The sequence below is a fragment of the Candidatus Saccharibacteria bacterium genome, from assembly GCA_016191105.1.
Lineage (GTDB): Bacteria > Patescibacteriota > Saccharimonadia > CAILAD01 > BJGX01 > JACPPH01.
The window spans coordinates 71,642-85,676 of sequence record JACPPH010000004.1; the positions used below are offsets into that span (position 1 = coordinate 71,642).

Sequence of the window (14,035 nt, forward strand, 5' to 3'; positions counted from 1 at the left end):
TATGCTATCTGATTATGCTATCCATCGGGTATAATAACTACATGTCCAAGCGCCCTAAATTTGTAATTTTCGATGGCCATGCCCTGGTGCATCGTGGCTATCACGCCATTCCGTATTTAACCACCAAAGATGGTACCCCCACCAACGCCGTGTTTGGCTTTGCTACTATGATGCTTTTGGCGCTGCGCGAGCTCAAGCCCGACTATGTGGCTGTAGCTTGGGATGCGCCAGGGCCCACATTCCGCCACAAACAGTTCAAAGACTACAAAGGCACCCGACAAAAGGCCGACCAGGAGCTATACGACCAACTGCCGATTACCAAGGATCTAATTGAGGCCTTTAACATTCCGCTAATCGAGCAGGTTGGCTACGAGGCCGATGACATTATTGGTAGCCTGGCCGAAAAGTACCGGGCGCAAGCCGATGTAGTGATTGTAACTGGTGACATGGATGAATTGCAGCTGGTGAGTGATCGCGTGAGTGTTTATACCATGCGCAAGGGCTTTACCGACACTGTGATTTTCGATCCCAAAATGGTGCATGAAAAATATGGTGTTACACCAGAAGAATTCGTGGTCTACAAAGCTCTCAAGGGTGATAGCAGCGACAACATTCCTGGTGTGGCCGGCATTGGCGATAAAACCGCCACCGAGCTAGTAGCCAAGTATCAATCACTCGATAACATATACAAAAATCTCGACAATATTAGGCCAGCTGTAGTCAAAAAGCTCGAGGCCGGGCGGGAAAGCGCCTATTTGAGCCTAGATTTATCACGAATTGTGCGCGATATGAAGCTCGACTTTGATCTTAAGAGGGCGACAACTCACGACTTTGACCGCCAGAAGGTCTACGACCTATTCCAAAAGCTAGAGTTTAAGAGCTTGCTGGCTAAATTGCCGACACCGCCAGGTGGCAAGGGCTTGGTAGAAACCGAAACCAACAGCGAAAAGCTCGAGCGTTCACACTTGGTAAGTGCTAATTACAAGATTGTGCAAACTGAGGCAGATTTAAAAAAATTAGTCGAGCTGCTTTCTAAAGCCAAAGTTATTTCGTTTGATACAGAGACCACCGATACCGATGTAATTAAGGCCGACTTGGTAGGCCTAAGCTTTGCGGTGCACGAGGGCGAGGCTTACTATGTGCCAGTTGGACATGTACAGACCAAGCCAGACGACATAGACTTTGTGCTTATGGCCCAAGATGCTCCAGTCGATCTGGCCGGTGGGCAATTGCCTTTGGAGCTGGTAATAAAAGCTCTCAAACCGATCTTGGAAGACCCCAAAATTGGCAAAGTTGGGCACAATATTAAGTACGACTACCAGATTATGAATCGAGCTGGCGTTAAGCTAACCCCGATTGTGTTCGACACTATGGTGGCGGCTTTTCTAATCAACCCAATTGGGCGAGCTCAGAGCCTGACCGAGCTAGCCTATAGTGACCTAGGTATTCGCATGATCGAAATTACTGAGCTAATCGGCTCCAAGGGCAAAAACCAGCTCCACTTTGGCCAAACCGATGTCTCGCAGGCTGGCCAGTACGCTGCCGAAGACGCCGATATTGCGCTTCGTTTGTACCACAAGCTGCAAGCCGATCTTAAAAAGCTTGGTAAACTAACCGAGGTAGCTAAGACCTTCGAGTGGCCGCTTATTGAAGTGCTGGGCGATATGGAACTTACGGGCGTGACCCTCAACGTTAAGTTCTTGGCCAAATTTGCCAAACAAATTGATGGCGATATCGACAAATGCCAGAAAGCCATCTGGAAGTTGGCAGGGCAGCCGTTCAACATCAATAGTCCTGGCCAACTTCAAGAGATTTTATTTAACACGCTCAAGATCGAAACCGCAGGACTCAAGAAGACCAAGACCGGCTATTCTACGGCAGCTAGCGAGCTCGAAAAACTGCGTGGCGTACACGATATTATTGAACATTTATTCGAGTATCGTGAACTAACTAAGCTTAAGAGCACCTATGTCGATGCCTTGCCTAACGCTGTAGCCAAAGACGGCAAAATCCACACTAGCTACAACCAGACCATTGCCCAAACCGGCCGGCTTAATAGCACCAATCCCAACCTGCAAAATATCCCGGTTCGCACCGTCTTAGGTCGTGAAATCCGCAAGGCCTTTGTGGCCGATGAGGGCAATGTGTTGGTAAGTGCCGACTACAATCAGATAGAGCTGCGCTTGGCGGCCGCTCTAGCCGACGATAAGCCAATGATCAAGACCTTTCGTGAGCACCTGGATATTCACACCGCCACAGCAGCCGAGATGTTTGGTATTAAACCCGAAGAGGTAACTCCACAGCAACGTTATGGCGCCAAAACCATCAACTTTGGCGTGCTGTACGGCATGAGCCCGCACGGCTTGAGCGTGGCCGCCAAGCTAGATTACGATCAAGCCAAGGAGTTTATAGACCGCTACTTTAACCTACGTAAAGGCGTGGCCGACTATATTGAAAGGATAAAGAAGTTGGCTCACAGACAACAGTTTACCGAAACCTATTTTGGTCGGCGCCGGCCCTGCCCCGATGTTAAGTCGAATAACTTTGTTATCCGCAGTGCCGCCGAGCGCGCAGCCGTGAACATGCCCTTGCAGGGTACGGCGGCCGATATGATTAAGCTGGCCATGATACGGATCCACAAAGTTTTACCCAACGGTGCCGGTATAATCTTACAGATTCACGACGAATTGATAGTAGAATGCAAAAAATCTCAGGCCAAAGAGGTGGGCGAGATTATGAGTAAAGAAATGATAGGAGTGCACAAATTTGCGGTACCAATTGAGGTTGGGTTAAAGGTCGGCACCAGCTGGGGAGAGCTAGAGTGAACAATGTAAACTTACGGGTTGCTGCCAAGGCTGTAATTGCATACAAAAACAAGGTATTGGTGGTGCGCGAGGGCGGCAAATATGAAGATGGCAACAATATTGGCCAGTATGGCCTGGTGGGCGGCAGAATAGAACCCGACGAGTCGTTTTACGATGCTCTGGACCGTGAGATCTTAGAGGAGACGGGGCTTAAGGTTAAGACTACTAAGCCACTACAAGTAGGTGAGTGGTGGCCAGAGATCAAGGGCGTTAAAAACCACATTGTGGCTGTATTCATGATCTGTGAAGCCAAGACAGATAGGGTTGTGTTAAGCGATGAGCACGATGATTTTAAGTGGGTTAATCTGAACGAAATACAAAAGCTGCCGGTCATGGAACCAGATAGATCAGTTGCTATTGAGTTTTTAAGCTCTCTCCCAAAAACCTGACATTGTCATCTCGAGCGTAGTCGAGAGATCTCGGATCTTAGGGAGAGCGACAATCACGGAGGTTGGCGAAAGCACTCTACCGAGCCAGAGGTGGCTCTTCGTGAACACCTCCTTGAGGGTATGGTCGTGGTGAGGGTGGTTGGGCGGTGCAGCGGTCGAGCAGTACTACGAATACGCTGGCGATGAGGCCTAAGCATATGAGTAGCCAAAAGCCCTTCCATATGCCCCGAAGCATGTCTCCAAGGCAGCCCATGTCAGTAGTGGCAGTTGGGGTCGTCGTAGACCACGTTGCCATTTACGACTTGGCTAGAGGAGTAGTCGCCTTGCACTCCTTAACGCGCTGACGAGCTCCAAGCATCGCCAGAACCATCAGTATTGCACCGATGGTTAAGAAGATGATGATCAAGATTCTGAGTCGCCTGCGATAGATCGCGTTTAACTCAGCTTCATTATGGGCATGCGCCTCCATGAATCACTCCTTCTTGGTGATTGTCGGGTTGCGGGATATCGAACTGACATCCTCCCAAACAATTTAACACGTTAAACTGTTTGGGAGAACGACAACCATACTTTGCATTGCGCTCCCTCCGGGCAGGTGCCGGAATTGTGCTACATGCTTGGGCAACGCGGGGGACAGCGACCGGGCTCACAACAGCCTTGGTCAGGGTCTTGACTCGCATCTTTGCCAGCAGGCCGGCAGTTGGTACTGTCGCAGGCTCCTGGCTCGGGCACTGATCCTGGCGGGACCGTGCCCCGATCAGATACTCCAGGAACCGTGGCGGGTGGGATGCAGGGAGGCGTGGGGTCTTGGATGCAGTAGCGCGGTGGCACCACATCGCAGTTGCCTCGTGCCTCGCATACCACCGCCGGGTTGTTGAACACGCTCGAGCATTTGCTACCAGGATCCAGCTTCCTTGGATCGCCCTCGGTCATAGGCGGGCAGCCTCGCACATCCGGGATGGTGCCACCGAAGTGGGGGGAAACCACTGTCGTCTTCGATGGCGGGCACGGGTCGTTGGGCCCGTAGAACACCACATTGCCGCTGACCTGATCGGGCGGGCAGATGGTCTTGGTAGGGGCGCTGTCGTTCGGACCGGCCTGGCCGGTGCAAGAGGCGGCAGCCAGGATGAACGGGATGAGTATCGGTAGGCGCTTCATGTGAGCACCCCTTTCGTGAGTAGTATGGTTGTCGATTGTAAAGGTAGAGGAATGCTCCTCCCCTAAACACTCATTCGCTGGAGAGCGAATTAAGTACTTGGGGGAGGCCCCATCCACCTTTCGGTGGAAAGGACTACCCTGGAATTTGTGGTGGACCGACTACTTCGTCGTAGGTGTCGGGCGTGAGCCAGGGCTCCACGATGATGACGCCGCCGGTGTTGCGGTGTCGAGCCAAGTTCATGATCGCAACTTCCAGCTGTTCGGTATCACGCATGTAGCCGATCGAGCTGAACAGGCATGTCACCACATCGAAGAACGACGGGTTGCGGTCAAGGAAGCCCGGGGTACTCAAGCTGAAGGTGAGCATGTCGGCACAGATCAAGTTGACCTCTGGCAGGCGCTTGCGAGCCATCTCGAGCTGTTGGGGAGACAGGTCAATGCCGACCACCTTGCTGAACCAGGCGGCGAGATGCTGCAGGTGCAGGCCAGTGCCGCAGGCCACGTCGAGCAAGCTCATGTCACGAGGGTGCTTGCCGGTCCTTTGCTCGGCGATTTCGAGCACTCGGCTGGCCTCGACGCTGTAGTCCTTGAGGCTCTCATAGAGAGTGTCGTACCAGACCGCCGAGTGGGTGTAGGCAGTCATGTCTTCGGTTGTATCCATATTGGTGTTGGTCATGTCAAAACTCCAGGGATCGGGTTGCTAGCCTATGCCAGCAACGTGTAGCAAGATATTATAATAAAAGCTATATAAAGTCAATAGTCTTGACTGGTTCGTTGTACAGCTAAAAGTAAAGCCCATTTCAGGTATAATGTTGCTATGCCAGAGCTACCAGAGGTCGAAACAGTTCGAACAGGATTACAGCAGTTCTTGGTGGGCCAGACCATCCAAGCGGTGGCTTTTGATTGGCTTAAAAGCTTCCCAAACGACAAAAACCAAGTTGATAAATTCGTAATAAAAGCTGAAATTACATCTGTAAAGCGCCGCGCCAAGGTGTTATTGCTCGATTTAAACACAGGCTACACACTCATGGTGCATCTCAAAATGACCGGCCAGATGGTGTATCGGCCCAAAGAGGGTGAGGGCTTTGGTGGTGGGCATCCGTCAGATAGCCTAATAAGTAAATTACCAGATAAATCTACCCGAGTAACTTTTACGCTAAACCGCGGCAAGTTGTTTTTTAACGACCAGCGTAAATTTGGCTGGATTAAACTAAAAAAGACCGCCGATCTAGTTAGTGACGAGTTTTTGAGCAAACTTGGCCCAGAACCACTCGAGGATAGCTACACATTTGAACAGTTTAAGGCTGCAATACAAAGAAGGCAAAAAACCAGCATAAAAGCTGCCATTTTAGATCAGACAGTTCTGGCCGGGGTGGGTAATATTTATGCCGATGAGAGCCTATTTGCAGCCCGAATTCACCCAGCCACCCTGGTGAAAGATGTTAGCAGCATAAAGTTAAAGCGGCTCTACAATGCCATTCGCGAAGTCATGAACTTAAGCATTCGCTTAGGTGGCAGTAGCGATCGCAATTATGTCGATGCTCAAGGAAAAAAGGGTAGTTACCTTAAATTCGCCAAGGTTTTCAGAAGAGATGGGCAAGAATGCCCGGAATGTGGGGGCAAGATTGTAAAAATTCGTGTGGCTGGCCGCGGCACGCACATTTGCCCCAAATGCCAGAAATTGCCGAGGAAAAGGTGAGGTATTACTTCGGTGGCGCCAACGGCAGTGGTAAATCTACGTTAGTGTCGAGAATAGTAAAGCAAAAACAAGAGTTCATACCTTTTAAAGGCGCCACCGAACTCATGGAGGCCTTGGGCATACCTGGTGATTACGACAAGCTTAGGGCTATGGATCACTCAGTAACTACCGCCGCGTTTGGAAAGCTGGTTCAGGAGCAATCAAAAAAACACCGAAACCTAATAATCGACGCACACTACATGAACCTTAAACACGGTAAGTTTTATCCGGTTTGGGGCGACTGGCTTAGCTCGGTTGATGCTCTGGTGTTGGTAGAAGCACCTGCCAGCGCTATATTGGAGCGAATAGAACTCGATCCAAGTAAAGACAGGGCTCTGTTCCCGGCCGGGGCTACAGAAAAGCAAAAACTGAGCCTACTAAAAGCTTTGATCAGCACCAGCAAAGATGTGTTTTTGGACTGCGCAAACCAATACAACAAAAAGAGCTTGATTATTGAAAATACCGACCCAACTAAAGCTCTAGATAAGTTTATTAAATTTGATTTTAATCTCCCAAAAACCTAAATTATTTTAGATCTTTGGGAGAACGACAACCTTCGTCGAAACACCCCCGGCGACGCACTATGGAAGTGCGTATCTTATGGTGCCGGTATGTTGACTATCCGGTGACCCGCTTCTTCGCGAGTTTGATGACGAACTCGAGAAGCAGGGCGCCGGAGAGGGCGAGGCCGAACGTGGAGACGATGATGATTATGTACTCATCGCTCTCATTCAGCCTCCGGCGAATCGCACGAACGGGGTTCATCGAATCACCTCACTTGTGGTAGTTGCGGTGAGGGTTGACAGCAGCGATGAACGGGACGGCGACTGCGGCCAAGAGCGCCACAATCAGGCCCATCACACGGTCACGTACCTCGAACTGCTGATCGAGTGCCACGTAGGCACCGAGCACGATCGAAGCGACAGAGAGAACGAGAAGGCCGTAGCACCAGATAATGCGATTGCCAACTTCATCTGTGTCCATCGTGTCGAGGATTCGTGCGCGAATCCTCTGGCTGGTGGCGTCGTCGAGCTCTGGTCCTCCGCTGCGGAAATCCCGCAGGGGATCCAAATCATCCATGGGTTGACCTCCAGGGTCGTGGAATGGTTGTCATTTGGTTGTCGAAGGTCGCTCTGGGCGGTTGCCCAAAGGACCAGCGAACCTGAACATAGTACCATAAGAGCTATAGTATGTCAAGGCGCGCGTTTTAAGCTATAATTAAGGCTATGATTTTCTACTTTTATGGTGACAACAGTTTTGCCATGCGCCAGCAGATTGAGGCCATTCGAGCCCGATACAGCAAAAAAGCTGGTGGTGAGCTGGAGTTAGAACGCTTGGATATGGCAGAGGCCAAGGCCGAAGACCTATTGGATTCGCTGGGTGTTATGCCCATGTTTGCAACTAGTCGATTGGTGATTGCATACAATTTTTCTGCAAACCCTACATTGCTCGAAAAGTTTCAAGACGTGGTGGAGGCTGCGGTGGAGCCGACCATTTTGGTGATTGGCGACTCCAAACCCGACAAGCGTTCGCGAGCTTTTAAAGCGTTATCTAAATTGCCGCAGGCCAAAGAATTTACGGCCATTACACCTGGAGAACTGCAAACTTGGGCCCGGCTTACCGCCAAAAAACTAGGTGCCGAACTCGATGCGCGCACAGCTAGTTTGCTAATTGAGCGGGTCGGGCATGATCAATGGCAGCTGCACCAAGAGCTCCAAAAACTGGCTAGTTATAACAGCAAAATCACTCCCGGGTCGATCGATGAGTTGGTAGTGCCGAATCATGAACAAACAATTTTTCAACTCATAGATGCCGTGGCTCAGCACAAAACCGCCAGAGCACTAGAATTGTACAAGCGCTTGAGCCTAGATGGTGTGGCCGATCAGCAAGTTTTGGCAATGCTGAACTGGCAATATCGAAACTTGGTGATCGCCAAAGACAACCAAGGCGGCGAGTTGGCTTGGGCGCGCGACTTTGGCATAGCACCATTTGCGGCCAACAAAGCCGTTGGCCAAGCTCGAGAGCTCGAAATGACTGACCTGCGAACGGCCTACGCCCAGATTGTGTCGGCAGATTTTGCCATTAAAACCGGCGCCAAACCATCGGCCCTGGCGCTCGAACAGCTGCTGGTTGAGCTTAGCTTAGCCGAACAACCCTAAAGCTTGTAATTTTTGATTTTGCAGGTATGATTAGCTGGTAATATTCACGTGTCACAACCTTTAAGGAGGTGAGAGCGGTGAGTGAATGGCGTACCAAATATGAGGATCCGACGACCAAGGGCTACCAGCTTCATTTCCTCGGTGAGGAAGGGGATGGGTGGACAGTCATCGAGATGCACAATGGCACGAACGCCTGTGTCCCTGGTGGCAGGTGCGACGATCTCTGGCTCGAGTTCGACACGTCTGAGGGGGCGCTAGATCGAGCCAAGCTGGCAGTTCAGCAAGCAAGACAAGCTCAGGAGGCGGAATCATGATTTTGTTTGGATGGCGCACCGAAAGGATCGATAAGGCCGGGATGTGGTTGCACACCAAACCTGGCGTGGGTCGTGTCGAAGAGAACTACAACGGCACCGGCTGTTATCCAATCAGTGCTACTGGCGGGCCCCTACTGCCGCCAGGTGAGAAGTTGACCGGTGCGTTTGCTCTGTTGCGCGCCAAGCATATGGTTGAGACCAACGTCAATCAGTTTTACGGCTGAGCCGCCACAGTGGCATTTAAGCCCGAAGGAAGGAGCTTTCCCTCGGGCTTCTTCTATTTTTAGTAAAAATTTTTAGGCTTTTGAATCTAGCGAGCATTTTCGTATGCTACAATTAATTTGAAATTGGTGGCCAACCTTTAGGAGGGTGGGCCATCACCGAACCCAAAACAAAAGGAGGTTGCGTAGGGATTACTGGCAAGCGGGAAAGCTGCTTTTAGAGAAAGCAGAGGTGACGGCATGGCAACATTCGCAATCGAACGAAAGCAAGAAGAGGGCTTCGGGGTTTCGACCCTGACTGTGCTAAAGAGCGGCAGGCCATGGGCACGCATTACCTCGCTGGTGAGCGGGGAAGTGTGCAGCGTGTTCATTCCGCCAGACTCCGAGACCATGGTCAACGACAAGCCACTCCGGGAGCAGGAGGCCATTGACCTGGCCAAGGCCTTCAAGTATCCCCGGCAGAAGAAGCGGAAACAGCCAAAGGCGGCGTAACGCATCTCTTCGTTGGCGGACATAAGCGGGTCTGAGGGTGTGGTCCTCTCGGACCCACTCTCATTTATAATCAAAAACCACTCATGCTTACTCGAGTGGTTTTTGAGTAATTTACTTGTTTGGTTTAGCGGCTGGCTTCTTAGCCGGGGCTTTTTTGGCAGTTGTTTTAGCTGCCGGTTTCTTAGCGGTTGCTTTTTTGGCGCCAGGCTTGCCTGTCCGCTGTCCAGCGGATTCGGTGCCGAAGGGCTTGGCAGCAGCGGCATTGTAAGCCTTAGTTAGGCGAGACTTACGGCGGGCAGCTGTGCCCTTATGGAGCACGCCCTTCTTAACGGCTCGGTCTACCTCGGCAATGGCAGCAATCAGAGCTTTGCTGTCTTTAGGGCTACCGCTCAAGATTTCGGTGCGCACGACCTTGAATTTCTTCTTTACCGCAACCTTAACCGCCACATTGCGCTGGTTGCGCTTTTTGGCTTGGCGGTCACGTTTGATTGCTGATTTGATAATAGGCATAGCGCTCAGTATACCGCATTAAGGCCCATCTGTAAAGAACCGCGTAGTGGCAAGTGCAAGTATAGAATGCTACTAAGCTTTTGTGCGTCTAGTGCTGGCGGGGAGAGGTGGGGCTAGCGCTCAGTTGAACTCCTCCAAACCACCGGCAAAAGTCGAACCACACAACTGCCTGCCCTCTTTGCTTCCGTGGATCGGGAGATGACCCAGGGATAGAGGGGTCCGCATATCAGACGGCCAACAAGGAGGTGATCCATGACTCGCAATCGTGGATCCACCACTGCTGTCATCTCTTCCGCACAGGAGATCGGCTTCTAGGCCAGCGCCTACTGAAGTCGCAAGACAGTAATACCAACGGGCATAGCCGCTGCGGTGAACGCCCTGACCGCATCCATCGAGCGCTCAACCATCGCCTGCGTTGAGTGCTTATCACGACGAACTCGAGTGCCGCACCCCAGCTCTCGAACGGGACTACGCCCCCGGCCGTAAGGCCGGGGGCTACCCATTTTTGTTGAAAATTTTTGACACTCTGGCTTATAATAAAACCATGAATCTAGAGCTTGCAGCTCAACTACAAAACATCAGCCTAACCGACAAACAGGCTAGAGTTTACATTGCATCTCTATCTTTGGGGCCAAACAGTGCCCAAAACATTGCCAAAGCAGCAGATGTAAATCGGGCCACCACCTATGTAATCATTGAAGAACTTATGGGTATGGGCCTTGTGACGCAGAGCGAAAAGAGCAAGCGCACGGTATTTGTAGCCGCACCACCAAGTGCAATCAAACAGTACCTCGAAGATGTCAAAACAGATTTACAGAATAAGATTGACGAACTAGAGAAGCTACAGCCACAACTTGAAAAGTTGTCTACCCCAACGGATCTAGAGCACCTAAAGAGACAAATCATCCAGAGTCTTAACCAGGCTGAGATTGAACGGCTGATAGCAGAACTCCAGAAGTCCTAAGGCAGGCACAAGAGTCACCAAAGAGCTTGACAAAAGTACTTACGTTTGGTATAATTGCACATTGTCTAAATTAGAACCGTTAAATCAGTTCCAACCAAATCATTATGCAAAACGAATTAACTCCCAAACAACAGGTTACAGAGCTAATCCGCCAGGCCAACAACATATTGTTGGTTACGGGTCGTGAGCCCAATACCGACCAGTTAAGCTCGGTGGTGGCCATGCAGACTGTTTTAACCCGCCTGGGCAAACAAGCCGAGGTGATTATCTCTGATCAACTCCCCAAGAGTGCCGAGCTATTCCACACCGACATTATCAGTCGAGATCTAACTGGTATTCGCGACTTTATCATTAAGCTGCGTATGGGTAAAACCGAGGTAGAAAAGCTTAAATACCAGGTTAGCGACGATAGCCTAGATATTATAATTACGCCTCACAACGGCAATTTTAGTGCCAAGGACGCCACTTTTGACTATGGTAGTTTTCAGTTCGACCTAGTAATTGCTATGGGTGTTCCGCAAATCAACAAGCTCGATAAGATTTTGGAACAAAACCCAACCATATTCGACGGTTTGCATCTGTTAAACATCGACTATCATCGCATTAACGAGAACTACGGTAGTGTGAACCTGGTAGATACGGCTGCTAGCTCGACTGCCGAAATGCTTATTTCGGTGTTCGAATCACTAGGCCAAGGTATGGTTGACGAATACGTGGCTACTGCTATTTTGGCCGGCATTATGAGCGCAACCAGTAATTTTACAGCACCTTCGACCACTGCCAAAGCTATGACCATGGCGGCTCAAATGGTAGCCGCTGGTGGTAAACAACAAGAGGTGGTGCGCGTGTTAAAGGGTGGTAAAGCCCGCAGTGATAATCGCGATAACAACGACAAATCAGGTAGCAACAAGTCTGTACAAGAGGCTAAGCCAACAGATATGAATGCCAAGGGCGAGACTAAGCCATTCGCCAATCCGCATGCCGATCCACAGCCAGAGACTAAGGACATTCCAAGCGACAAGCCGTTAAAGCAACCCAAAACTGAAGCCGCGCCAGAAGTGCCAGCTGCCCAGCCATCAGGTGAGGCCAAGACGACTTCGGTTGAACAAAAACCTGAACCTGCCAAGGTGCAAGAACAACAAAATGGTTCAGCTAATCCTCAGGTCGATGAGCACAACGCCCCAATAGCTATCAGCCCCTTAGCTTAATCTGTTCTCCAATCCGACATTCTCCCGGCCGTTGCGGCGATCAGCAAGCAAGATAACAAAATACACTCTTGTTGCGAGAATTTGGTGTCTACCAAACCGCACAGCAACAGGAAAGTATTTTGCTGTAGAGCGCTGCTTTATCGTAAGCACAGGCCAAAGACTTTTGCTATCTTTTGGTCTTTCAAAAGATAGTTGCCCGAAGGGTAAAACCCTTTGAATCTTGCGCTGTCCGCACCGGACTTCTTTGTAGCGGAAAGTTGCCAAAGCTTCTGGCATGGGCTCAATCAAGTAGTATTCAGATAGATTTAACTTCGGGTTCTGCGGAACTCTCCGCTGGCACGCGGATCAAACAGTCCTCGCTTGCAGCACTTCGAGCTGCGCAAAGCTACGTCCAGCTGTTCGAATGCCAGACACGGGGGGCAGACCAGATAGCGCTTGACAAGAGCCTAACTTTATAGTATACTCTACAGATTCAATCTTCGCTGTTCGCTAGTCAGCGAAAGCGAATTGTTGAACGCTCCTTGCTATTGCCTGCATTCTTGCGGGCAATCTGATGAGAAATTTTGAAATCTAAATAGTCAGCCCACCACAACTTCGCCCTTAGGAGGCAATCATGGGTATCAACTATGCTGTCAGCGATCTGGGTGATGCCGACGGGTTGGCCGGAGAACCGATCGATCAGCGCGCACTCGATCTAGCCGAGGCGCTCGAGATGTTCGTCGGCCTCACACATGATGCGGGTGCGAACTTCACGGTTCAGATCACCCTCGTCGACGAGACCAAGGTGGTCGTCTACTACACCCACTACCTGGGTTTGGTACCGTCGTCCAACCCGGAGAGGCTGTACAACAGCAGCAACTACGGGTTCTTCTACGCGTTCGAGAAGGATCCCGAGGATCATCTCGACACCTTCGACCAGTTCCTGTTCACCGTGGGGTGCATCGTCAAGGCGGCGCCCTGGATCTGCACCGAGCGGGTGCTGCGCCGCATCGTCGCCGGCGACGATGCTGGCCAACCAGCAGCATGATCATCGTTGTGGTGGAATGTGGGGGCCCTTCGGGGCCCCTGCCACCACCAGGCTGACTATTTAGATATTCTCGTTAGCTTGCCCGTAAGGAACTGCAAACGATTGGAGATAATCATGGATAAGAATGCGCAGATCATCAAGCTGGGGGTCTACTCCGAGCTCAACCTGACCTACGCCACCCGCAACGTCTGGTTCGACGACATCCTCATCGGCCATGTGCCGGCGGAGGATCTCGTGGAGCCCGAAGAGATCAGCAGCTGAACCCCCAACGCAGGCAACAACGAAGCAAGGAGCTCCCGAGAACCGTTCTCCGCCAGCCGGCGGAACGCGGTGCTCGGGCCAGCTCCCGAGTTCTGATCCGCTGTCCAACGGAATTCAGGATTCAGGAGCTGGAGTGTTACTCTAGCAAAAGTTCCTTGCAGTATCCGTAACTTGTAGCAGTATGCTACAAGTTCAATCGATTGGAGTGACTCATGGAAGTGAAACACGAGAGAGGCGTCGTCGTGGCGTTCTATCCCGGGAGCGATTCCGGTGTTCTCGGCGTCTACGACGACAGGCTCATGCTGACCGACGAGGAGATCCTGTTCCATCTCGGTGATGGAACGATGATCAAGATCATCGATGACGACGCTGTCTTCGGTGAGCCGTTCGGCGATGACCAGAGCCCAGATGCGTCGTTGTTGCGGTGCCCCCGGGTTGGAGAGCTCGTCGTCTTCGAGAGGACCGAGCAGGACGGCGAGAACGTGAAGGCACGGCCATGGACGTACGGCTTCCTCTACGACAACTTCACGGGGGACATGAGGCCACCCTCCGGGGTGAGCAAGCGGCAGCCTGCCTGAAGCCCAACCCCAACAAGCAAGGAGCAACGGGCCGACTAGTTCGGCCCAGCTCCCGAGTTCTGATCCGCTATCCAGCGGAATTCAGGATTCAGGAGCTGGAACGCTTTAGTTCGAGCAAATCGCTCTTTGTTTTTGCAATACCTGGCCACGAG

General features: G+C 51.3%; 18 protein-coding genes. 12 read left to right on the forward strand and 6 right to left on the reverse strand.

Going from position 1 to position 14,035, the window contains the following annotated elements:
- The first annotated feature begins 41 nt into the window (after window positions 1-41).
- Entirely contained in the window at window positions 42-2,825 is a 2,784-nt protein-coding gene (gene polA, locus HYX70_02200) for a DNA polymerase I (protein ID MBI2798094.1), read from the forward strand.
- On the forward strand, window positions 2,822-3,253 hold the full coding sequence (locus HYX70_02205) for an NUDIX hydrolase (protein MBI2798095.1): 432 nt from the start codon (window positions 2,822-2,824) through the stop codon (window positions 3,251-3,253). Before polA ends, HYX70_02205 begins: the two co-directional genes overlap by 4 nt.
- 609 nt (window positions 3,254-3,862) lie before the next feature.
- On the opposite strand, the gene HYX70_02210 is transcribed toward HYX70_02205, so the two are convergent.
- Together HYX70_02210 and HYX70_02215 are read right to left on the reverse strand one after the other, a co-directional pair.
- Window positions 3,863-4,411 (reverse strand): hypothetical protein, encoded by a 549-nt coding sequence (locus tag HYX70_02210; protein ID MBI2798096.1) that lies wholly within the window; start codon window positions 4,409-4,411, stop codon window positions 3,863-3,865.
- Window positions 4,412-4,544: 133 nt separating this feature from the next.
- Window positions 4,545-5,087: a class I SAM-dependent methyltransferase gene (locus HYX70_02215; protein MBI2798097.1), complete on the reverse strand. Its 543-nt coding sequence runs from the start codon at window positions 5,085-5,087 to the stop codon at window positions 4,545-4,547.
- A gap of 141 nt (window positions 5,088-5,228) precedes the next feature.
- Here HYX70_02215 and mutM point away from each other — a divergent pair, with 141 nt between their 5' ends.
- Window positions 5,229-6,110: a bifunctional DNA-formamidopyrimidine glycosylase/DNA-(apurinic or apyrimidinic site) lyase gene (gene mutM, locus HYX70_02220; protein MBI2798098.1), complete on the forward strand. Its 882-nt coding sequence runs from the start codon at window positions 5,229-5,231 to the stop codon at window positions 6,108-6,110.
- Entirely contained in the window at window positions 6,083-6,673 is a 591-nt protein-coding gene (locus tag HYX70_02225; protein MBI2798099.1) for an AAA family ATPase, read from the forward strand. Before mutM ends, HYX70_02225 begins: the two co-directional genes overlap by 28 nt.
- 94 nt (window positions 6,674-6,767) lie before the next feature.
- Here the strand turns inward: HYX70_02225 and HYX70_02230 are convergent, their stop codons facing one another.
- Window positions 6,768-6,914 (reverse strand): hypothetical protein, encoded by a 147-nt coding sequence (locus HYX70_02230; protein ID MBI2798100.1) that lies wholly within the window; start codon window positions 6,912-6,914, stop codon window positions 6,768-6,770.
- A gap of 9 nt (window positions 6,915-6,923) precedes the next feature.
- The gene (locus HYX70_02235) at window positions 6,924-7,229 is read right to left on the reverse strand and encodes a hypothetical protein (GenBank protein ID MBI2798101.1); all 306 of its coding nucleotides are present in this window, start codon (window positions 7,227-7,229) and stop codon (window positions 6,924-6,926) included.
- A gap of 146 nt (window positions 7,230-7,375) precedes the next feature.
- Between HYX70_02235 and holA the strand changes: the two genes are divergently transcribed.
- The 3 genes from holA (at window position 7,376) to HYX70_02250 (ending at window position 9,335) form a co-directional block, all read left to right on the forward strand.
- Complete coding sequence (gene holA / locus HYX70_02240) at window positions 7,376-8,308, forward strand: DNA polymerase III subunit delta (GenBank protein MBI2798102.1); 933 nt, start codon at window positions 7,376-7,378, stop codon at window positions 8,306-8,308.
- A 310-nt stretch (window positions 8,309-8,618) separates the two neighbouring features.
- The gene (locus tag HYX70_02245; GenBank protein MBI2798103.1) at window positions 8,619-8,846 is read left to right on the forward strand and encodes a hypothetical protein; all 228 of its coding nucleotides are present in this window, start codon (window positions 8,619-8,621) and stop codon (window positions 8,844-8,846) included.
- Between the two features lie 237 nt (window positions 8,847-9,083).
- Entirely contained in the window at window positions 9,084-9,335 is a 252-nt protein-coding gene (locus HYX70_02250; GenBank protein ID MBI2798104.1) for a hypothetical protein, read from the forward strand.
- Between the two features lie 111 nt (window positions 9,336-9,446).
- On the opposite strand, the gene rpsT is transcribed toward HYX70_02250, so the two are convergent.
- Window positions 9,447-9,845 (reverse strand): 30S ribosomal protein S20, encoded by a 399-nt coding sequence (gene rpsT, locus HYX70_02255; GenBank protein MBI2798105.1) that lies wholly within the window; start codon window positions 9,843-9,845, stop codon window positions 9,447-9,449.
- Window positions 9,846-10,389: 544 nt separating this feature from the next.
- Here rpsT and HYX70_02260 point away from each other — a divergent pair.
- The gene (locus HYX70_02260) at window positions 10,390-10,809 is read left to right on the forward strand and encodes a helix-turn-helix domain-containing protein (GenBank protein ID MBI2798106.1); all 420 of its coding nucleotides are present in this window, start codon (window positions 10,390-10,392) and stop codon (window positions 10,807-10,809) included.
- 104 nt (window positions 10,810-10,913) lie between these two features.
- Entirely contained in the window at window positions 10,914-12,017 is a 1,104-nt protein-coding gene (locus HYX70_02265) for a DHH family phosphoesterase (protein MBI2798107.1), read from the forward strand.
- Here HYX70_02265 and HYX70_02270 read toward each other — a convergent pair.
- A complete protein-coding gene (locus HYX70_02270; GenBank protein MBI2798108.1) occupies window positions 12,009-12,293 on the reverse strand; it encodes a hypothetical protein in 285 nt (94 codons plus the stop codon). The two genes, HYX70_02265 and HYX70_02270, sit on opposite strands and share 9 nt — an antisense overlap.
- A gap of 337 nt (window positions 12,294-12,630) precedes the next feature.
- On the opposite strand from HYX70_02270, the gene HYX70_02275 reads away from it, so the two are divergent.
- The 3 genes from HYX70_02275 (at window position 12,631) to HYX70_02285 (ending at window position 13,883) form a co-directional block, all read left to right on the forward strand.
- Window positions 12,631-13,044, forward strand: a complete 414-nt coding sequence (locus HYX70_02275; GenBank protein MBI2798109.1) for a hypothetical protein — start codon at window positions 12,631-12,633, stop codon at window positions 13,042-13,044.
- Window positions 13,045-13,158: 114 nt separating this feature from the next.
- Complete coding sequence (locus tag HYX70_02280; GenBank protein MBI2798110.1) at window positions 13,159-13,305, forward strand: hypothetical protein; 147 nt, start codon at window positions 13,159-13,161, stop codon at window positions 13,303-13,305.
- Between the two features lie 212 nt (window positions 13,306-13,517).
- Window positions 13,518-13,883 (forward strand): hypothetical protein, encoded by a 366-nt coding sequence (locus HYX70_02285; protein MBI2798111.1) that lies wholly within the window; start codon window positions 13,518-13,520, stop codon window positions 13,881-13,883.
- The last annotated feature ends 152 nt before the right edge of the window (window positions 13,884-14,035 follow it).

What these genes read in the sequence shown, in the direction of transcription:
- polA (MBI2798094.1), top strand. Translation starts at nt 42, where the DNA reads ATGTCCAAGCGCCCTAAATTTGTAATTTTCGATGGCCATGCCCTGGTG.
- HYX70_02210 (MBI2798096.1), bottom strand. Translation starts at nt 4,411, where the DNA reads ATGAAGCGCCTACCGATACTCATCCCGTTCATCCTGGCTGCCGCCTCT.
- HYX70_02215 (MBI2798097.1), bottom strand. Translation starts at nt 5,087, where the DNA reads ATGACCAACACCAATATGGATACAACCGAAGACATGACTGCCTACACC.
- mutM (MBI2798098.1), top strand. Translation starts at nt 5,229, where the DNA reads ATGCCAGAGCTACCAGAGGTCGAAACAGTTCGAACAGGATTACAGCAG.
- HYX70_02225 (MBI2798099.1), top strand. Translation starts at nt 6,083, where the DNA reads ATGCCAGAAATTGCCGAGGAAAAGGTGAGGTATTACTTCGGTGGCGCC.
- HYX70_02230 (MBI2798100.1), bottom strand. Translation starts at nt 6,914, where the DNA reads ATGAACCCCGTTCGTGCGATTCGCCGGAGGCTGAATGAGAGCGATGAG.
- HYX70_02235 (MBI2798101.1), bottom strand. Translation starts at nt 7,229, where the DNA reads ATGGATGATTTGGATCCCCTGCGGGATTTCCGCAGCGGAGGACCAGAG.
- holA (MBI2798102.1), top strand. Translation starts at nt 7,376, where the DNA reads ATGATTTTCTACTTTTATGGTGACAACAGTTTTGCCATGCGCCAGCAG.
- HYX70_02245 (MBI2798103.1), top strand. Translation starts at nt 8,619, where the DNA reads ATGATTTTGTTTGGATGGCGCACCGAAAGGATCGATAAGGCCGGGATG.
- HYX70_02250 (MBI2798104.1), top strand. Translation starts at nt 9,084, where the DNA reads ATGGCAACATTCGCAATCGAACGAAAGCAAGAAGAGGGCTTCGGGGTT.
- rpsT (MBI2798105.1), bottom strand. Translation starts at nt 9,845, where the DNA reads ATGCCTATTATCAAATCAGCAATCAAACGTGACCGCCAAGCCAAAAAG.
- HYX70_02260 (MBI2798106.1), top strand. Translation starts at nt 10,390, where the DNA reads ATGAATCTAGAGCTTGCAGCTCAACTACAAAACATCAGCCTAACCGAC.
- HYX70_02265 (MBI2798107.1), top strand. Translation starts at nt 10,914, where the DNA reads ATGCAAAACGAATTAACTCCCAAACAACAGGTTACAGAGCTAATCCGC.
- HYX70_02270 (MBI2798108.1), bottom strand. Translation starts at nt 12,293, where the DNA reads ATGCCAGAAGCTTTGGCAACTTTCCGCTACAAAGAAGTCCGGTGCGGA.
- HYX70_02275 (MBI2798109.1), top strand. Translation starts at nt 12,631, where the DNA reads ATGGGTATCAACTATGCTGTCAGCGATCTGGGTGATGCCGACGGGTTG.
- HYX70_02280 (MBI2798110.1), top strand. Translation starts at nt 13,159, where the DNA reads ATGGATAAGAATGCGCAGATCATCAAGCTGGGGGTCTACTCCGAGCTC.
- HYX70_02285 (MBI2798111.1), top strand. Translation starts at nt 13,518, where the DNA reads ATGGAAGTGAAACACGAGAGAGGCGTCGTCGTGGCGTTCTATCCCGGG.